Genomic DNA, 18,688 nt, shown 5'->3' on the forward strand with positions numbered 1-18,688 from the left:
CGTAAAATTTTCACGTGATATGGGTATATGTAAAATATGATGTAAGTTGTGTGAACTGAAAGCAGAAAGCACATGTAAATTAGGAGGCAGGTTTTTATGCAGCAAGACGCAAACATCTGGTCGCGAATGCGCCTAAAGATGGGTCAAGGCGTTCGCAGCACCTATAAAGAGCATAAACTCTTTTGGATTGCGACCTTATTGATTTGGTTAAAAACGTATTTAGCGTATACACTTTTCTTCAACGTTCCCGTAACGAACTCTGCGCAAGCATTCATTCTACTAATTAATCCAATTAGTTCAGCGCTCTTCATGTTCGGGTTCAGCTTCTTCTTCCGGGGAAATGTTCAAAAATGGTTCATCTACGGCACATTGTTCGTCGCGACACTCATTTTATATGCGGACATCATCTTCTTCCGCTTCTTTAATGACTACCTGACGTTGCCGGTATTGTTCCAAACGTCGAATGCAGAAACCGTTTCTGCATCACTCGGATCACTCTTGAACTGGTCTGATTTACTAATCGTTGGTGACTTGATCATCTTACCGTTCTTCTTACGGAAAATGGACATGTCAAAAAATGTTGCGTCACGTGGACGCGCGATTCTCGCATTCGTTGCAGCAGTTGTCGTTTTCCTTGGAAACTTAACACTTGCTGAGACAGAACGTCCAGAATTGCTCACACGTGCCTTTGACCGAGAGTTGCTTGTCAAAAACATCGGAACATTTAACTTCCATATGTATGACGCCCTCATTCAGTCGAAAACATCCGCTCAAAAAGCACTCGCGGACAGTTCAGAACTGTCAGAAGTTCAGAGCTTCATTGATTCAAAACATGCTGAACCGAATCCGGCTATGTTCGGAAAATATAAAGGAAAGAACGTTATCGTCGTTTCTTTTGAGTCAGCACAATCCTTTGCAGTTGGGTTAAAAGCGCCAAACGGACAAGAGATTACACCAAACCTGAATAAGCTGATCAAGGAATCTCATTCATGGGATAACTTCTATCACAATACAGGACAAGGGAAGACGGCAGATGCTGAGTTCATTCTTGAAAACTCCATCTATCCACTTGGACGCGGTGCAGCCTTCTTTACAAATGGAGAAAACGAATTCCGTGCAACTCCTGAAATGTTGAAAGAAGATGGTTATTACTCAGCTGTTTTCCATGCGAATAATAAATCGTTCTGGAACCGAGACATCGTCTATAACAGCTTTGGTGTCGATCGTTTCTTCTCAGAAACGGATTACGACTTAGGAAATCCAGAAGATTTAACGGAATGGGGCTTGCTCGATGATAAATTCTTTGAACAGTCGCTTCCGATGTTAAAAGATTTACCACGTCCATTCTATTCGAAATTCATCACATTAACGAACCACTATCCATTTGAGATGCCAAAACCAGAACATGAACTCGTACCACCGCTTGAGACGAGTTCTACGACACTGAACCACTACGTTCAGGCACTAGCATATCAAGATATGGCACTCGGTAAATTCATCGAGGGTCTGAAAAAAGATGGTACATGGGATGATACGATTTTCATGCTTTACGGTGACCACTATGGTATCTCGACGAACCATAATGCTGCGATGGCAGAACTCATGAACAAAGATGAGTTGACGCCGTATGATGTCGCACAACTTCAACGTGTGCCGTTCGTGATCCATTTACCGGGTCAAACGAAAGGCGTCAAACATGAAGATGTTGCGAGTCAAATCGATATTAAACCAACATTGCTTCATCTGTTAGGTCAAGACTTCAAGAACGAAGTATTGTTCGGTACCGATCTCTTCTCGAAACAGCATAAGGATTATGCGCTGTTCCGCGATGGCTCTGTCGTAACAGATAAGACGGTTTATACGCAGGAAACGTGTTATGATCGTAAGACAGGTGAAGAAGTGAAAGACGGTGAGCTAGCGGAGATGTGTAAACAATCTACGAAGCAATCTGAGAAAGAATTAGGACTTTCAGATAAAGTCATCTATGGTGATTTGCTCCGTTTCCTTCAAACTTCAAAATAAGATGATGAAAACGAATCTACTTTCGAGTGGATTCGTTTTTTTTGTAGAAAAACAAAACAAAAAGAGAGATGCACGAGGCACCTCTCTTTTTAGCGTATGCTGATTACGATGGAATACCGCCGTAAATCAATGTCGCAATCCCGAACCAGCCGAATAAGACGACAGTTAGGCCTGCGAATACGAGTGGAAACATTTGGCGTTTCTTAAGTGAACGAACGACGGCCCAAACGCCGACGAGTGCGACGAAGAAGAAAAGCCAACCGATTGGTTGATCCAAATGCATGACGTACTCCCCCTTAAACAATCACGTTATGAATTTCACGAAGATTTCACTTAAATCTCACTTTTTAGTTTATCCGACTCGCGGGATAAAGTCGAGAGGGCGTTGCAGGAACTTTCGACAATTTCGTGTATAGTAGGAGAAGAGTCTATTGTAAAGGGGTTTTATAGAATGGAAATCGTAATGATCACTTCCGGTATGGCATCTGAGAATGGTTATTTGTTATTTAAAGACAAGGAATGTCTCGTCATTGATCCAGGTACAGAAGATATGCGGTTTTTCGATGAAATTGAGAGTCGGGGAGCAACATTAAAAGCCATTTTATTGACGCATGCTCATTTTGACCATATAGGAGGTGTCGATATGTTACGACGCTTCACGGAAGCACCGGTCTATGTCCATACGGAAGAAGCGGGCTGGCTCGGTAATCCAGAATGGAATGGTTCAGCAAAATTCGGTATGCCACCGATGCGGATGAAACCAGCAGATCACTTGTTTCAACCAGGACGGTTGACGATTGGTAGCTTTTCGATGCATGTACTCGAGACACCGGGGCATTCACCAGGAAGTGTGACGTTTTACTTCAAGGGAGAGCGGATCGCGTTCGGAGGAGATCTCTTATTCCAGCAAGGAGTAGGACGGACGGATCTCTATGGTGGAGACCAAGATGTGTTGATACGTTCACTCGATCGACTCATTGCGGAACTACCGGCAGATACGACGGTCTATCCAGGACACGGTCCGAGTACGACGATTCGTCAAGAAATGAAATCGAATCCATTCCTCTGACTAAAAAAACTCGCCATCCAAAAGGATGACGAGTTTTTTTCATTACATCTGGAAGTTCGACCAGTACGTAAAGACGATGAAAAATACAGTTAAGTAAGCTCCAAAGATATAGACATACGTTTTTTCAGTTAAACGCAAGTAACCAAGCGCTGCAAAAAAGACAGTTTGTGCTAAGAAGACGAAGCCCATGACTAAAAATGAATCCGTATGCTCACTTGAGCTTGCATCGCCACCCAATGCGCCGATAAATGCCATGACTGCGATGATACCAGTCCAGAAACCGAGTACGCGGTACATTCTCCCCATTCCTATAACCCCCTAAATCCGACAGATAGTCAATATACGTACTTATTTTACCAAGCAAACAATCATCCGTCCATCCTGTTCTAGTGATTGTTAAGGAATAACTGTGAACAAAAGATGAAGTTTCAAAAAAAGTTGTACAATAGTTGTACAAAAGGTGTACAAAGTCAAATTGACGTGCTATAGTAACTGTAATGAAACCCCACACTTTGAGAGGAGGAGCAAAAATGACGAATGAGTTAGTCTTTTTCACATACCCAAGCTGTACATCATGTCGTAAAACGAAATCATGGTTAAAAGAGGAACATGTTGATGTAGAGGAACGTCATCTGTTCAGAAATGCTCCAACAGTTGATGAACTCATGGAACTGTTGAAATTATCGACGGATGGGATTGAAAGTTTGCTCGCAACACGCAGTCAAGCCTTCAAGGATCTCGGCATTGATATTGAAGACATGAAACTCAGTGAGTTATTACGCCTCATGAGTGACAATCCGAAATTATTACGCCGCCCAATCATCACTGATGGAAAACAACTTGTTATCGGGTACGATAAACCAGGTCTTGAGACATTGGCGAAGCGTAAACATCGGACAATCGCACACGTATCGTAAAGAAGCCGGTTTGGTCGGCTTCTTTTTTTTGTGTATTGTTTGCGGTAGGGAGGTGAAGAGAAATGAAGGAATGGACGACACAACTCATGGAACGATTCGAATCACTTGGTGCAACAGATGTTCATTTCGTACCGAATGAAGCTTGCGTCCGAATCGTTTGTCGAACGGGTGACGGTTTGTGTGAACAAGAAGAGGTGGAACTGACGCGTTACCGGACACTTGTCAGTCATGTCCGCTATGAGGCGAACTTAAAGGAACAGAATGAGCGGATTCCGCAAAGTGGTTTGTATCCGCACGGGAAAAAGGGCATGCGCGTCTCGTTGTTGCCGAGTCGACAAGGGGATGCGATGTCGTGGCGTTTTTATCGCTCGACGGTTTCTCGTGAATTGGCATTACGGACGCTACACGATCAACTAGACCTTGGCTGGTTAGCAGAGCAACGGCATGGTTGTATCATCATCTCGGGATCGACGGGTGCGGGAAAAACGACGATGTTATATTCCTTGATGGATGCGATGGATGAAAAACGCATCATCTCAATGGAAGACCCGGTGGAGTGTACGGTACCGAACGTTTTACAACTGGAACTAAATGAAAAGGCTGGATTTACTGCTACGCGATGTTTTGAAGAGATATTACGGGCAGACCCGGACTGGATTGCTTTTGGTGAAGTGCGGACGAGGGAGGCAGCACGTTTGACGATCAATGCCGCACTCAGTGGGCACGTCGTGTTGTTTACCTTACACGCCGGAAGTATTGACGAGGCACGATTACGATTACGTAGTTTAGGTATCGAAGAGTCGGAACTAGCTGTCTGTCAACGGATCATTCATCTCGAACGAAAAGGAGAGGATGTACGCTGTACCGTCAGAAACTTACAAGCCGCGATCAAAGTCGGTTCTTAAAACGATATCATCGCTTGTTATCAAAAGGCATCTCAGCGAAAGAAACGTTGCTCATTTTAAAACGATTTGAGCGTCACCCGTTCTCTGAAGTAGTCGGGGAAATGGAGCGACGTCTTGAAAAAGGAGACTCCTTCGCAGCGTCGCTTGAACCACTTGCTTTAACAAATGCACTAAAACGACTTCTGTTTGTTGGAGAGAAGACGGAACGACCGTTGCTCGTTCTACGTCAAATCGTGAAACTGCTCGACCTCGAAACGGAAATGCGATCGAAATTTTGGAAGATGATTCGCTATCCGCTTGTTCTAGCGACCAGTCTATTCCTCCTGTTCTTCTTTTACGCCCTCTACGTATTCCCGTCTCTCCTCGAGATGTCGGATCCAAAAACCCTTCCCTCTTTTCTTCATCTGCTTCTTCATCCTGCAGCAAAGTATATACTCGCAAGTATTCCTGTTCTTTTGTTAACCTCTGGCTACCTCTTTTTCCGGCTTTTCCCGTTGACCCGTATTTTACGACTCAAACCACTACAGCGCTTGATTCGTCTCTACTACAGCTATTTATTCACAATTGAAGTGGGGTCATTCATTGATGCTGGTTTCTCACTCGAAGAGACATTTCGTCACCTCGAGCAAGGACAAGCGAATAAAAAAGGTCATCTCTATGCGCGTTTGCATGCTAAACAGCAAGCAGGAGAACCACTTGCTGAAGCGCTTGGTGAAGATGAAATCATCGAAGCCGAGACGATTGGAATCGTCCATTTGGCGCGAGAAAGTGGTGATCTTGGTCCATTGTTACTTGAACAAGCAACACTCTTACATGAATCAATGGAAGAGGAACTAGAGAAGAAATTGCTGTGGATTGAGCCGATTTTATACGGCGGATTGACGATCATGACGGGAACGTTGTTTCTCATCTTGTATTATCCGATTCAGCTGGCGATTCAGCAGCTTCCATTCTAAACAGAGGAGACGATACGATGAAACAATTCTTAAAACGACAGGATGGATTCACCTTACTTGAGATGGCAGCCGTCTTACTGATCATCTCATTGTTGCTACTCGTCTTGATTCCGACGATGACGAGCGGGAAAGATCAAGCGAAAGGTGTCAGTTGCGAGGCGAACATCCGTGTCATTCGGTCAGAAGTTAATTTGTATTATGCGAAGGAGAAGAAGTATCCGGAATCGCTCCAGGCAATCAATCGCGGAACAGCTGATAAACCAAATGCCCTTGTCTGTGATCAGGAGACGTACACCTATGATCCGAAGACCGGCGAACTTACGAAGTGAGCAAGGATTTACGTTATTTGAGATGACAGCGGTGTTGACGATCGTTGCTTGTTTACTTGTTTTGTTGTTGCCGGCACTGTTTGAGAAACGTCCGGACTGGATCCCGCTCGAACAAGAAGTACGTTTAATGGAACAAGATATACAGACGTTACGATTGATGCAGTACTCGAAACAAGATCAAGCATTGATGCAGTTTCGATTCCGCGGAGATGGGACAGGATATCTTGTCCTCGCAGATGACCGACTGTTATGGCAACGAACGTTTCAAAATGGACATACGTGTACAGTTCCACCATCGAATCGAATCATCTATTTTAAAAGTTATCACTCGATTTATGCAGCAACCTGGTCTTGTCGTTCGGCGACAGCTGAATACGAGATTAAGTTTTTGCTTGGGAACTATCAAATGGCAATTCGGAAAGTGAGGTAATGGTCGTGAACTCTACGCAAGAAGAGGGATTTTCTTTGCTTGAGACGATTCTTTCCATCGTTGCGATCGGTACATTCTTGATGGTAGCGATTGACCCTTATCTCGATTTACGAGCAAAACAGATGAAATGGGAACGCGAGACGGAGCAACTGGAGCAGATGGCAACGGATCAAGTCGAAAGCCGATCCGTGTCGTATGTCTTGAAGCAAGGAGCGTGGTGTAATGAAACGATGTGCCTTGCGAGCGGAATCCGGAATGACGCTCCTCGAATTGTCATTCGTCCTCTGGCTCAGTCCACTTCTGCTGTTAGCGATTTTGACGTTGACGCCACTCGTCCGTCCACCAGAAGTCAACCGGATGAATGAAGAGCTATTCTTTCATACAGTAGAAAGACTAATGTGGCGCAGTACGATGTGTGAGCGCGTCGGAGACGAGATCCGCGGAATGGACGTCAATCCGGGAGAGACGGCTGAAAAATGGCGTCTCGTGCGTGTGCAAGATCAGTTACGGCTCAAGAAAGAACAGGGAGGTGAACTGACATACGCCCGCGACGTCAAACACTACATGGTGACAGGGGATGCCGAGATCATCTCGATTCAGTTGAACGACAACAGACGTTCTTTCCGGTGCGTCAAGAAGGATTCATCTTAATTCAAACCTTATTGTTGCTTTTAGGGATGGGAATCGTAATCTTGATTTCTTGTCAACAGATCGATGAAGAGATACGCCATCATCAGTTAGAACAAGAAGCACTCCAACTCGAGTCACTCATTCGTGCAGCGAAAGCGGACTGTACGAAAGAAGAAACGCTTCACTACCCAATCGGACAAGTCAGCTGTACAGCGACCGATAAAGGCTTTAAAATGGAAGCGAGATTAGAGAATGGTCAAAGAATCGAGGCGGTCGTCACACATGAGTAAGGTTTATTTGATTGGGTTTATGGGAACTGGTAAAACAGTCGTCGGACATCGATTAAGCACACAATACGAGGTCGACGAACTAGATGAACGGTTCGTACAGGAACATGGACAAACGATTACTGCTTTTTTCGCCAAGCATGGCGAAGCAGGGTTTCGTGCACATGAAAGCGAATTGTTGAAGAATAGTAAAGCCGAAGTGGTTGTCACAGGTGGCGGAATCGTCGAACGAGAAGAGAACCGACTGTACATGCAGGAGTCCGGAATAGTGGTCTGGATCGATACACCCTTTGATTTGATTTGGGAACGTATCGCCTCTGATCCGAATCGTCCCCTCGTGACAGAACGGGAACAGGTGAAACAATTGTTTGAACGTCGCTATTCCTTATATGCTGGAGTGTCTACTGTTCGACTTGAAGGAACGGCATCAATCGAAGAATTAACGCGTGCGATTGAAACTGTATTGGAGGAGAAGTCATGATTTGGATTACGTTAGGTATTATTTTATTGTCCATCGTAGGACTTGTGCTGTTTGGATTTAGTCTTTACAAAAAGAAGTTGTCTCAGGACATTCGACAGTTAAAACAACTGATGGAACGCTTTACGATTCGTCAGCAAACACTACAAACGAACATCGATCATACGACGCATCGTGTCGATCAAATCAAAGGAAACATCAATCGAATTACTGAAGAAGGAAATCGCGTCAAGCAAGGGGCAAGTCAGTTGGTTACAGAAGGTCGACGACTTCAAGAAGAAATCAAACGAACTGCCGGGATTAAACAATTTTGAAATGGCTTTCATGGGAAGAATATGAAACAATAGGAGAGAAGGGACAGGGTCCTTTCTCTCTTTTTCGTATGTTCCTTTTTCCGAATAATACTAGATAATTATGATTTTAATTGGTAAGATGGATTTGAAAATGGAACATTAAAGAGAAGAGAGAGTAAAAACGTTCGTGAATAGGGGGATTTGTATGAGTCAAACGACATTGAAAAGAACACCGTTATTCGAAACGGTTTCGCAAACCGGTAAGATGGTGGACTTTGCAGGTTTTGAAATGCCAGTTTTATTTTCCTCGATTAAAGAAGAGCACGTTGCAGTAAGGGAGAATGTCGGTATGTTCGACGTCTCGCACATGGGTGAACTGTTCGTTAGCGGACCGGATGCTCTTTCGTTTTTACAAGCCACATTATCGAATGATATTTCGAAGATTGCGGTGGGGCAAGCGCAATATAACGTCTTATGCCAAGAAGACGGTGGCACGGTCGATGATTTACTCGTCTATCGTTTAGCAGAAATGGACTATCTTCTTGTCGTCAATGCATCGAACATTGAAAAAGATGAACAACATCTGCGTCAGTATATATCAGGGAACGTCACACTTGATAATCAATCAGATCAATACAGTCAAATCGCTGTCCAAGGACCTCGTGCGGAAGCAGTTCTCTCCGGCATGACGTCACTTAACTTATCAGAAATCGGATTCTTCAAGTTTCAACGGGGAACGGTTGCGGGAGTCGAGATGATCGTCTCGCGTAGCGGTTATACAGGAGAAGATGGGTTCGAGCTTTACATGGCAGCTGGTGACGCACCTGCTGTCTGGCAAGCACTGCTTGAGCAAGGTGTCGTACCGTGCGGACTCGGGGCACGCGACACATTGCGCTTTGAGGCATGTCTTCCGCTTTATGGCCATGAATTATCAGCGACGATTTCACCAATCGAAGCTGGTATGGGCTTTGCCGTCAAACCACAAGTCAAATCGTTCGTTGGTTCTGAAGTCTTGTTGCAACAAAAAGAACAAGGTGCACCACGTCGATTGATTGGTCTTGAACTACTCGATAAAGGGATTGCGCGTCAAGATGCACCGGTTTGGCATGACGGGGAAGTCGTTGGTATCGTGACGACGGGTACATTACCACCGACAGTCGGAAAAGCAATTGCTTGGGCACTCGTTCCAGCAGAAGTAGCGGAACAAGAACAGTTTGAAGTGGAAGTACGCGGCAAACGTCTAGCAGCAAAACGAACAGCGACACCGTTTTATCGTCGCACGAAATAAGGGGGATATTTCTATGGATTTTCGTTATTTACCAATGACAGCAGAAGATGAGCAGGCGATGTTACAAACGATCGGTGCAGCGTCGATCGAGGATTTACTCGCTGATATCCCGGCATCCGTCCGTGATAACGGTACATTGGAAGAAGTCGGGATTCCACTTCCGGAAACAGACTTGATTCGGACGCTCTCGAAGCTTGCCGACCAAAATATGAATACGAAACAATATCCATCGTTCCTTGGCGCTGGCATCTACGATCACTATGCTCCAGCTGTCGTCAACCACATGTTACTTCGCTCAGAGTTCTACACTGCCTATACACCGTATCAGCCAGAGATTTCGCAAGGGGAATTACAAGCGATTTTTGAATTCCAATCGATGATTTGCGAATTGACAGGCATGGATGTTGCGAACTCGTCGATGTATGACGGGATCACGGCGTTAGCGGAAGCGGCGATGCTCGCTTGTGCTCATACGAAGAAAAAAACGATCGTTCTTTCAGACGGTGTCCATCCGGAAGCGCACGATGTCGTTCGGACGTATGCGAACGGTCCAGGACTAAACGTCGAGACGTTGTCGCTTGAGCAAGGTGTGACACGAATCGATCAACTCGATGCGATTGAAGACGTCGCTTGTGTCATCGTCCAGTATCCGAACTTCTACGGACGCGTCGAAGAATTACAAGCATTGGCAGATGCGACCCATGCACGCGGTGCGCTGTTCATCGTCTCTGCGAATCCACTTGCGCTCGGTATCTTAGAAGCGCCAGGTAAACTTGGTGCAGATATCACGATCGGAGACTGCCAGCCGTTCGGGATTCCACAAAGTTTTGGTGGACCGACGTGTGGTTATTTCACGACGACAAAAGCGTTGATGCGTAAGATTCCGGGTCGTCTCGTTGGACAGACGGTCGACGAGAACGGAAAACGTGGCTTTGTTCTGACGTTACAAGCACGTGAACAACACATTCGTCGCGATAAGGCGACATCTAACATCTGCTCGAACCAAGCGTTGAACGCACTCGCTGCTTCGATCGCGATGAGCGCACTCGGAAAACGGGGAATCCGAGAACTCGCAACACGCAACTTACAAACAGCGCATGCGTTAAAACAAAAGCTGAAACAAGCTGGCTTTACAATCGTTGACGATGGTCCGAGCTTTAATGAATTCGTCGTCACGTTACCAATCGATGCGACACGTGCAAGTCAACAATTGCTCGATCACGGGATCATCGGCGGTTTGCCGCTAGGTGCTTATGACGCAACGCGTCAGAACGAAATGCTCGTTTGTGCAACGGAATTACGGACGAAAGAAGAGTTGGATCAATTCGTGACAGCGTTAGGGGGACTCACACATGAATGAGCAAACATTGATCTTTGAAATTTCGAAACCGGGACGCATCGCCTATAGCTTACCGCTACCGACTGTTGATGAAGTGGCAGTAGAAGAATTGTTACCGGCTTCGATGTTACGGAAGGAAGACGTGGCGTTACCGGAAGTATCGGAACTCGATCTCGTCCGACACTATACGGCGCTTTCAAACCGTAACCATGGTGTGGATTCTGGATTCTATCCACTCGGCTCATGTACGATGAAATACAACCCGAAAATCAATGAAGATATGGCACGCCTCCCTGGCTTTGCGCACATTCATCCGCTTCAGCCGGTCGAGAGTGTTCAAGGGGCACTCGGTTTGATGTATGATCTTCAAGAAAAACTCGCGGTCATCACAGGTATGGATGAAGTAACACTCCAGCCGGCAGCGGGAGCGCACGGTGAGTGGACAGGTTTGATGTTAATTAAGGCGTACCACCATGCGCGTGGTGATTTCAAACGGACGAAAGTTCTCGTACCAGACTCAGCCCACGGAACGAATCCGGCATCGGCATCGGTCGCTGGTTTTGATACGGTGACGGTCTTATCGGATGAGCGTGGTCTTGTTGATCTTGAAGACTTAAAGAAAAAAGTCGGTGAAGATACGGCAGCACTCATGTTGACGAACCCAAACACGCTTGGTCTGTTCGAATCCGATATCGTTGAAATCGCAAAAGCGGTTCACGAAGCGGGCGGGAAACTGTACTATGATGGTGCAAACTCGAACGCGATCATGGGGATCGCACGTCCGGGGGACATGGGCTTTGACGTCGTCCACTTGAACTTGCATAAGACGTTCACTGGACCACACGGTGGCGGTGGACCAGGATCAGGACCAGTCGGTGTCAAACAAGATTTGATTCCGTACTTGCCAAAACCAATCGTCCGTAAAGAAGAAGAACGGTATGTCCTTGACTACGATCGTCCAGAAGCAATCGGTCGCGTCAAACCGTTCTACGGGAACTTCGGTATCAACGTTCGTGCCTATAGCTATATTCGGACGATGGGCGGAGCTGGACTCGCTCGCGTCTCGAAAGAAGCAGTCTTGAATGCGAACTATATGTTGGCTCGTCTCAAAGGTGCATTTGATGCTCCGTACGATGTTTATTGTAAACACGAGTTCGTCTTGTCAGGTAAACGTCAAAAAGCACTCGGTGTCCGGACGCTTGATATCGCTAAACGTCTGCTTGACTTTGGATACCATCCACCAACGATCTACTTCCCGTTGAACGTTGAGGAATGTATCATGATCGAACCAACAGAAACAGAGTCGAAAGAAACACTCGACGCCTTCTGTGACGCGATGCTCCAAATCGCAAAAGAGGTCGAAGAGACACCAGACGTCGTCTTGAACGCACCGCACACGACGGTCGTCAAACGGATGGACGAGACACTTGCTGCGCGCAAGCCAGTCTTACGTTATCAACCAAAACAAGAAGTACACGTATAAGCGAGCTCGAAAAAAGAGGATTTCTCCGATGAAGGAGAGATCCTCTTTTTACGATGAGCGAAGCGTCAGCTCCGTTTGATTTTTCCTGACCACTGCTTGAATCCGCCTTTTAACTGATACAGATTCGTATAACCTGCTTTTTTCAAGACTTTTGCAGCCTGTGAAGAACGCATGCTTCCTTGGCAATACAAGTAAATCGGCATGTCTTTCCGTAATTCCTTCGAACGCATCTTCATTTGACTGACCGGGATGTTCCGGGCACCGACGATGTGTCCACCTTTGAATTCTTGTGTTTCACGGACATCGACGATTTGTGCTTTGCGGTAGTTCGCGCGGAATTCTTCTTGCGACAATTTCGTGATGCCTTTGACCGGCATGAAACGCCAAGCGATGTAGGCGATTAACGCGACCCATAATACGATCGTAATGATAGTTCCAGTTTCCATATTCGACTTCCAACCCCTTCGTTCGTTTAACCTCTGTTTCATTATAGTCAACGAAATCGATTTCGGCAATCGACTCGTGATTGCGCGACTGAGAATGGGTTTGATACACTAAGACGGAAACGTTTTGGGGGTGTTCGAGTGAACAGAGAGTGGCAAGTGTTGACGACGCCGGCAATGGAGCCGGCAATGAACATGGCAATTGATGAAGCATTGATTCAGTTCGTCGGGCGGGGAGAGATCGCACCGACGCTTCGTTTTTATTCATGGGAACCACGTGGATTAAGTGTTGGTCATTTTCAACGGGCGACGCGTGATATCGATCGTGAGCGGATCGCAGAACTCGGCATTCCGATTGTTCGCCGGATGACAGGGGGACGCGCTGTCTTGCACGCAGACGAGTTGACATACAGTGTCGTCATCCCGGAAGATACAGAAGGTTTACCACGGACGGTCATCGAAAGTTATCGCATGTTGACGGAAGGGATTCGCAAAGGGTACCATCACCTCGGCATTCCGGTCGAGTTTTCCGTTCCCTTGACGGAAGAGGAAAAAGAAGAATTACGAAAACCAAAATCGGCAGTCTGTTTTGATGCGGCATCGTATTACGAACTCGCTGTCGGAAAACGAAAAGTCGCTGGAAGTGCACAAGTACGCCATCAAGGCGTCGTGTTGCAGCACGGTTCGGTTCCGCTCTCTGTGGATGAAGGAGAATTGTTCGACTGTTTCTTATATGAAGACGAGTCGACGCGCGAACGGATGAAGGCGCGATTTTCAGGAAAGGCTGTCGCCCTGAATGAACTAGCTGGTCGAGCTGTTGCTTTTGACGAAGTACGAGAAGCATTCACAAAAGGATTCGAAGAGGCGCTTGAGTTGTCGTTCGCTCCGTTGACATTCACGAGTGAGCAGTGGCAGGAGATCGAGCGCCTTGCCGAGAAATACCGTAGTGATGAATGGAACTGGAAACGCTAATGAATGAAATGGGAAGGTGATGTCGTGCCAACTCCGAGTATGGAAGATTATTTGGAACAAATTTATAAACTGATTGAAGACAAAGGATATGCCCGTGTATCAGATATTGCAGAGTCGCTAGGAGTTCATCCGTCATCGGTGACGAAGATGGTACAAAAGCTCGACCGTGAGACGTACCTCGTGTATGAAAAGTATCGAGGTCTCATGCTGACACCTAAGGGTCGTAAAATCGGGAAACGTCTCGTGGAACGTCATGCATTACTCGAAGATTTTCTTCGTCTCGTCGGTGTGGATGAAGAACTGATCTATAAAGATGTCGAGGGAATCGAGCACCACATTAGTATCGAAGCGTTGGATAAGATTAATGGTATGATTCAGTTCTTTGCTGAACGTCCTGGTCTAAAAGAGGAATTGCATCGCTATCAACAAGCCCATCCAGAGGATTGAGGCTTGTTTTTTATTTGTTTTTATAAAATAAACACCTTAAACACGAACGTTCTATTACAATTTAATGATAAAGTGCGCATTTGAAGGGTGTTATGCTATACTGAGCCTGAAAATGGACGAAGGGGGTGACGGGTGTTCGCACCTAGTCATGGAAATTACGATTAAAGAAAAGTTAGTGTCAGAGTCGCAACTGAAAGAAAAGGTCCGTGAATTAGCACAACAGATCGAAGCAGATGCTGCCGGACGTCAAATCGTTCTCGTCGTCGTATTAAAGGGGTCAATGGTCTTTGCTGCAGATTTGATGCGTGAAATCAAAGGAAGTGTCCAAATCGATACGGTCGCGTGCTCTTCTTACGGAACGAACACAGTGTCTTCCGGACGTGTCCAGTTGAAGAAGGATCTCGATCTCGATGTTCAAGGGAAATACGTCGTCGTCGTCGAAGACATCATCGACACAGGGCGGACGCTCCATTTCCTATGCGATCACATGAAATTGCATCAACCTGGAGTTTTGAAGGTCTGTACATTACTCGATAAACCGGCACGTCGGGAAGTGGAACTCGTCGCAGACTATGTCGGATTCGAGATTCCGGATTACTTTGTAGTCGGGTACGGGATTGATTGTGCTGAAGAATATCGCAACCTTCCGTATATCGGTTGGGTCGAAACAGATTGAGCACGAAAAAAGGAAGTTCGTCGTACGCGACGAACTTCCTTTTTGATGTACTTTTGCTATTAAAAAGCACGTTTTTTCTTTTTGCCTTTTTTTCCTTCGATGACTGTCAAATGAGGTCCTTTCGAACGATCACGTAATGGTCTGACTTTATTCGATGCCGGTGCTTTTGAAGACTTAACCGGTTTTTTCTTAAAGTCTGTCCGACGAACAGCGTTCGAGGTACCGTGCATTTTTTTAGATTGAGCGACAGATTTACGGTACTGAGCGTTCGCACCATTTCCGACGCTTCGATTACGAGTCAGGAACTTAAAGAGTAAGAAGATGATCCCGGCGGTAATCCCGAAAAACAGCAATTGTGAAAACAGACTACTTGGATTATTGACGAGTTTATATCCAAAGCCGACAAAAGCGAACAGTAACACGACGAGTGCAAATGTAGAACCAATGCGTTGTCTGATCATAATATCACCCCTGTTATCGATTAACCCAGTGCATTCTCATGTAGGTTATGTTCCTGTTTTTCTAATGCTTCAAACGCATAAATCGCAACCTCAATCTGTGAATCATCCGGTTCTTTCGTCGTCAAGTACTGTAACCATAGACCAGGCAACGCAATGACGCGAAGTCCTCTGATGTGCTGTGCCTTATTTGTCAGTTGCAATACTTCAAACGAAAGACCGATGACGACTGGTAATAAAGCAATTCGGCAGACAAGACGTAACCACAGCGGATCCGTTGGAACGATCAAGTAGACGAAAAATCCAACGATGACGGTGAAAATCAAGAAACTCGATCCGCATCGATAATGAAGTCGACTACTGATGCGGACGTTTTCGACCGTGAGTGGACGTCCTGACTCAACGCAGTTGATGACTTTATGCTCGGCACCATGATATTGAAAAAGACGTTTGACGAGCGGGGTCAATGAAATTACGTAGAGATAACTGAACAAAAGTGTTAACTTGATTGCTGCTTCGATGACATTCTGAATGACATGTCCAGATAAGGCAGGAAATACATCGAACAGTGATGCAAGGAAAGCAGGTAATAGCGTAAAGAGTAGTTTGCCGAAAAAGAACGATAGGATTCCGACGACAGCGACTCCGAGCCATTTCGTCAAGGGACTAGCAGTCGTCTCTTCGGGCTCTTCCTCACCCGGTTTGACGCCGTATCGATCACTTGCGAAGTTCATATGACTGGCGCCATTCGCAGAAGACTCCATTAAAGCAAAGAGACCGCGTAGAAGGGGAATTCGTTTTCCTTTGGCGATTCGTGGGCGAATCGGTTTTTGCTGGGCAAAGGTCTCGATTGAATCGTCATTTCGACGAATCGCCGAGACTGCGTGGGTCGCATTTTGGAACATGACGCCTTCGACGATGGCTTGACCACCGACCGGCGGATTAGTCGTTTTCATAATAGAACGCATCCCGTCTTTATAAAATAAGGTGTATCGTCAGTGTACTTGATTTACGCTAAAAAAACTATGTTCGACTCGTCAAAACGAGGTAATCTTTAGGAGTCGGAAATCGGGTTATGATACAATGAAAAAGAATTCGAGGAGGTGTTTTTTTGCGTGTCTTGATTTTAAATGGACCAAACTTGAATTTGCTCGGAACGCGCGAACCGGATACATATGGAACGGCGACGTTAGCCGACTTAGAACACGACCTTCGCGCTTATTTTCCGAACATTCAGTTTCGGTTCGAACAATCGAACCATGAAGGGCGACTGATTGATGTTCTTCATGAGGAACGGGGAGCGGATGGTATCGTCTTGAATGCGGCTGCCTATACGCATACGAGTATCGCGCTCCGTGACGCGATCGCTGCGATCGAAGCACCCGTCATCGAGGTTCATCTATCGAACGTCCATGCACGCGAACCCTTTCGGCATCATTCGATGATTGCACCAGTCTGTAGAGGTGTGATCGCTGGACTCGGTATGACCGGATATCGCCTGGCAACGGAAGCGATCCAAGCTTTACAACAATCGGAATAAGGGGGAAATCAATCATGAAACAACGAATCGAGGCGTTACAAGCGGCATTAAAAGAACGGGATCTTCCAGGATTACTCGTCACGAAAGCCGAGAACATCCGTTATATCTCAGGCTTCACAGGTTCAAGCGGTGCATGTCTCGTAACAGAGGAACAAGCATACTTCGTGACGGATTTCCGTTACACGGAGCAGGCAGCAGATCAAGTTAAAGGAATGGAAATCGTCCAAATCGAACGGTCGATTCCAGAGACGATGGGCGAGCTGATGGCAGGGGCACGTGTTCGTGCGGTTGGCGTCGAAAAGGATGCGATGACACTTGGTGCTTTTGAAGCGTTCGATCAAGCTTCATCGATTGAGCTCGTTCCGACGACGGGAATCATCGAAAACCTACGCTTGATTAAGGATTCATCAGAGATTAAGATGATTAAGGAAGCGGTGGAGCTCGCAGACGCGACCTTCCAACACATCTTGACGTACATTCAACCAGGACGGACGGAACTTGAAGTATCAAATGAACTAGAATTCTTCATGCGTAAGCATGGAGCGACGTCTTCTTCTTTCGATACGATCGTTGCATCGGGCTATCGTTCTGCCTTGCCGCACGGTGTTGCTAGTTCGAAGATCATTGCGACGGGTGAACTCGTGACGCTTGATTTTGGGGCGCTCTTGAACGGTTACGTTTCAGATATCACACGGACTGTCGCAGTTGGTCCGATTAACGCTGAGCTGCAGAAGATCTACGATACGGTCTTGCAAGCACAACTTGCGGGTGTCGATGGCTTAAAACCAGGCATCACTGGAATTGAAGCAGACGCGTTGACGCGTGATATCATCAAAGAAGCAGGATATGGCGAGTACTTCGGTCACTCGACAGGACACGGCATCGGTCTAGAAGTACATGAAGGACCTGGCTTGTCTTTCCGCTCTGAGGCGAAACTTGAACCGGGCATGATCGTTACGGTCGAACCGGGCATCTATGTGCCACAAGTCGGCGGATGCCGGATTGAAGATGACGTCTTGATCACGGAAACAGGTCGAGAAATTCTCTCGTCTTCACCAAAAGAACTGATCACTCTCTAATTCGGAGTGACGGAACATTTTAGGAGGAACCATTCATGGTATCAGTAAACGATTTAAAAACAGGATTAACGATTAAGACTTCAGACGGTATGATTTGGCAAGTACTTGAGTTTCAACATGTTAAACCAGGTAAAGGAGCAGCATTCGTTCGGACGAAAATGCGTAACATCCGTAACGGAAACATCCAAGAGATGACATTCCGTGGTGGTGAGCGTGTCGAGCGTGCGCACATCGAGCGTAACAAGATGCAGTACCTCTACCCAATGGGTGAAACATACGTCTTCATGGATACAGAATCATATGAGCAGTTGGAATTGACGACAGCACAAGTCGAAGCAGCTCTTCCATACTTGCTTGAAAACATGGAAGTTCAGATTGCGGTTTATAACGGCGAAATCCTCGGTCTTGAATTACCGAACACAGTCGTCATGACGATCGTTGAAGCAGAGCCTGGCGTTAAAGGTGATACAGCTTCGAACGTTAAGAAAAATGCGACAGTCGAGACTGGACACATCATTCAAGTGCCACTCTTCATCGAAGCAGGCGAAAAAGTAACGGTTGATACACGTACAGGTGATTTCACAGGTCGTTACAACGGATAATATTGAAACGACAAGACGTCTCTCACCTTCTATCAGGTCGAGAGG

At 46.2% G+C, this 18,688-nt stretch carries 25 protein-coding genes; 20 read left to right on the forward strand and 5 right to left on the reverse strand.

What is annotated here, in order from left to right:
* Positions 1 to 96 precede the first annotated feature (96 nt).
* The gene (locus K6T22_RS04765; protein ID WP_238239176.1) at positions 97 to 2,022 is read left to right on the forward strand and encodes an LTA synthase family protein; all 1,926 of its coding nucleotides are present in this window, start codon (positions 97 to 99) and stop codon (positions 2,020 to 2,022) included.
* 103 nt (positions 2,023 to 2,125) lie between these two features.
* Here the strand turns inward: K6T22_RS04765 and K6T22_RS04770 are convergent, their stop codons facing one another.
* Positions 2,126 to 2,305: a DUF2759 domain-containing protein gene (locus tag K6T22_RS04770; protein WP_023467553.1), complete on the reverse strand. Its 180-nt coding sequence runs from the start codon at positions 2,303 to 2,305 to the stop codon at positions 2,126 to 2,128.
* A 168-nt stretch (positions 2,306 to 2,473) separates the two neighbouring features.
* Between K6T22_RS04770 and K6T22_RS04775 the strand changes: the two genes are divergently transcribed.
* Entirely contained in the window at positions 2,474 to 3,091 is a 618-nt protein-coding gene (locus K6T22_RS04775) for an MBL fold metallo-hydrolase (protein WP_238239177.1), read from the forward strand.
* Positions 3,092 to 3,133: 42 nt separating this feature from the next.
* Here the strand turns inward: K6T22_RS04775 and K6T22_RS04780 are convergent, their stop codons facing one another.
* Positions 3,134 to 3,397 (reverse strand): DUF2626 family protein, encoded by a 264-nt coding sequence (locus tag K6T22_RS04780; protein ID WP_023467555.1) that lies wholly within the window; start codon positions 3,395 to 3,397, stop codon positions 3,134 to 3,136.
* 224 nt (positions 3,398 to 3,621) lie between these two features.
* Here K6T22_RS04780 and K6T22_RS04785 point away from each other — a divergent pair, with 224 nt between their 5' ends.
* The 12 genes from K6T22_RS04785 to gcvPB all read left to right on the forward strand — a co-directional run bounded on the left by K6T22_RS04785 (position 3,622) and on the right by gcvPB (position 12,426).
* Positions 3,622 to 4,008 (forward strand): Spx/MgsR family RNA polymerase-binding regulatory protein, encoded by a 387-nt coding sequence (locus tag K6T22_RS04785; protein ID WP_023467556.1) that lies wholly within the window; start codon positions 3,622 to 3,624, stop codon positions 4,006 to 4,008.
* A 62-nt stretch (positions 4,009 to 4,070) separates the two neighbouring features.
* Positions 4,071 to 4,913 (forward strand): ATPase, T2SS/T4P/T4SS family, encoded by an 843-nt coding sequence (locus K6T22_RS04790; protein ID WP_238239178.1) that lies wholly within the window; start codon positions 4,071 to 4,073, stop codon positions 4,911 to 4,913.
* Positions 4,914 to 4,927: 14 nt separating this feature from the next.
* Entirely contained in the window at positions 4,928 to 5,869 is a 942-nt protein-coding gene (locus K6T22_RS04795) for a type II secretion system F family protein (RefSeq protein WP_238239179.1), read from the forward strand.
* Between the two features lie 17 nt (positions 5,870 to 5,886).
* Positions 5,887 to 6,198: a competence type IV pilus major pilin ComGC gene (locus K6T22_RS04800; protein ID WP_238239180.1), complete on the forward strand. Its 312-nt coding sequence runs from the start codon at positions 5,887 to 5,889 to the stop codon at positions 6,196 to 6,198.
* On the forward strand, positions 6,167 to 6,628 hold the full coding sequence (locus K6T22_RS04805) for a prepilin-type N-terminal cleavage/methylation domain-containing protein (RefSeq protein ID WP_238239181.1): 462 nt from the start codon (positions 6,167 to 6,169) through the stop codon (positions 6,626 to 6,628). The genes K6T22_RS04800 and K6T22_RS04805 overlap by 32 nt, the downstream gene beginning before the upstream one ends.
* A 222-nt stretch (positions 6,629 to 6,850) precedes the next feature.
* Entirely contained in the window at positions 6,851 to 7,279 is a 429-nt protein-coding gene (locus K6T22_RS04810; RefSeq protein WP_238239182.1) for a hypothetical protein, read from the forward strand.
* Between the two features lie 41 nt (positions 7,280 to 7,320).
* Positions 7,321 to 7,548, forward strand: a complete 228-nt coding sequence (locus K6T22_RS04815; protein WP_238239183.1) for a hypothetical protein — start codon at positions 7,321 to 7,323, stop codon at positions 7,546 to 7,548.
* Positions 7,541 to 8,026 carry a shikimate kinase gene (locus K6T22_RS04820; protein ID WP_238239184.1) on the forward strand — a complete coding sequence of 162 codons (486 nt, stop codon included), beginning with the start codon at positions 7,541 to 7,543 and terminating at the stop codon, positions 8,024 to 8,026. The genes K6T22_RS04815 and K6T22_RS04820 overlap by 8 nt, the downstream gene beginning before the upstream one ends.
* Complete coding sequence (locus K6T22_RS04825) at positions 8,023 to 8,337, forward strand: hypothetical protein (RefSeq protein WP_238239186.1); 315 nt, start codon at positions 8,023 to 8,025, stop codon at positions 8,335 to 8,337. The genes K6T22_RS04820 and K6T22_RS04825 overlap by 4 nt, the downstream gene beginning before the upstream one ends.
* Before the next feature lie 184 nt (positions 8,338 to 8,521).
* Positions 8,522 to 9,604, forward strand: coding sequence for a glycine cleavage system aminomethyltransferase GcvT (gene gcvT, locus K6T22_RS04830; RefSeq protein WP_238239187.1), 1,083 nt, complete (start codon positions 8,522 to 8,524; stop codon positions 9,602 to 9,604).
* A gap of 13 nt (positions 9,605 to 9,617) precedes the next feature.
* Positions 9,618 to 10,964 (forward strand): aminomethyl-transferring glycine dehydrogenase subunit GcvPA, encoded by a 1,347-nt coding sequence (gcvPA, locus tag K6T22_RS04835; RefSeq protein ID WP_238239188.1) that lies wholly within the window; start codon positions 9,618 to 9,620, stop codon positions 10,962 to 10,964.
* Positions 10,957 to 12,426, forward strand: coding sequence for an aminomethyl-transferring glycine dehydrogenase subunit GcvPB (gene gcvPB, locus K6T22_RS04840; RefSeq protein ID WP_238239189.1), 1,470 nt, complete (start codon positions 10,957 to 10,959; stop codon positions 12,424 to 12,426). The genes gcvPA and gcvPB overlap by 8 nt, the downstream gene beginning before the upstream one ends.
* A gap of 65 nt (positions 12,427 to 12,491) precedes the next feature.
* Here the strand turns inward: gcvPB and K6T22_RS04845 are convergent, their stop codons facing one another.
* Positions 12,492 to 12,872, reverse strand: a complete 381-nt coding sequence (locus tag K6T22_RS04845; RefSeq protein ID WP_023467569.1) for a rhodanese-like domain-containing protein — start codon at positions 12,870 to 12,872, stop codon at positions 12,492 to 12,494.
* Positions 12,873 to 13,010: 138 nt separating this feature from the next.
* Between K6T22_RS04845 and K6T22_RS04850 the strand changes: the two genes are divergently transcribed.
* The 3 genes from K6T22_RS04850 (at position 13,011) to hpt (ending at position 14,964) form a co-directional block, all read left to right on the forward strand.
* Complete coding sequence (locus K6T22_RS04850; RefSeq protein WP_238239190.1) at positions 13,011 to 13,841, forward strand: lipoate--protein ligase family protein; 831 nt, start codon at positions 13,011 to 13,013, stop codon at positions 13,839 to 13,841.
* Positions 13,842 to 13,865: 24 nt separating this feature from the next.
* A complete protein-coding gene (gene mntR, locus K6T22_RS04855) occupies positions 13,866 to 14,288 on the forward strand; it encodes a transcriptional regulator MntR (RefSeq protein ID WP_035398709.1) in 423 nt (140 codons plus the stop codon).
* A 148-nt stretch (positions 14,289 to 14,436) separates the two neighbouring features.
* Positions 14,437 to 14,964, forward strand: coding sequence for a hypoxanthine phosphoribosyltransferase (gene hpt, locus K6T22_RS04860; protein WP_238239191.1), 528 nt, complete (start codon positions 14,437 to 14,439; stop codon positions 14,962 to 14,964).
* Between the two features lie 59 nt (positions 14,965 to 15,023).
* Here the strand turns inward: hpt and K6T22_RS04865 are convergent, their stop codons facing one another.
* Positions 15,024 to 15,425: an SA1362 family protein gene (locus tag K6T22_RS04865; protein WP_238239192.1), complete on the reverse strand. Its 402-nt coding sequence runs from the start codon at positions 15,423 to 15,425 to the stop codon at positions 15,024 to 15,026.
* 20 nt (positions 15,426 to 15,445) lie between these two features.
* Positions 15,446 to 16,378, reverse strand: a complete 933-nt coding sequence (locus K6T22_RS04870; protein WP_238239193.1) for a DUF1385 domain-containing protein — start codon at positions 16,376 to 16,378, stop codon at positions 15,446 to 15,448.
* A gap of 155 nt (positions 16,379 to 16,533) precedes the next feature.
* Between K6T22_RS04870 and aroQ the strand changes: the two genes are divergently transcribed.
* Genes aroQ through efp form a run of 3 tightly spaced genes read left to right on the forward strand, consistent with a single transcriptional unit; the run spans position 16,534 to position 18,643 of the window.
* Complete coding sequence (aroQ, locus tag K6T22_RS04875; RefSeq protein ID WP_238239194.1) at positions 16,534 to 16,962, forward strand: type II 3-dehydroquinate dehydratase; 429 nt, start codon at positions 16,534 to 16,536, stop codon at positions 16,960 to 16,962.
* A gap of 14 nt (positions 16,963 to 16,976) precedes the next feature.
* Entirely contained in the window at positions 16,977 to 18,041 is a 1,065-nt protein-coding gene (locus tag K6T22_RS04880; RefSeq protein WP_238239195.1) for a M24 family metallopeptidase, read from the forward strand.
* Between the two features lie 35 nt (positions 18,042 to 18,076).
* A complete protein-coding gene (gene efp, locus K6T22_RS04885; RefSeq protein WP_023467577.1) occupies positions 18,077 to 18,643 on the forward strand; it encodes an elongation factor P in 567 nt (188 codons plus the stop codon).
* Positions 18,644 to 18,688 lie beyond the last annotated feature (45 nt).

It is taken from the genome of Exiguobacterium acetylicum, assembly GCF_022170825.1.
Taxonomy (GTDB): domain Bacteria; phylum Bacillota; class Bacilli; order Exiguobacteriales; family Exiguobacteriaceae; genus Exiguobacterium_A; species Exiguobacterium_A acetylicum_B.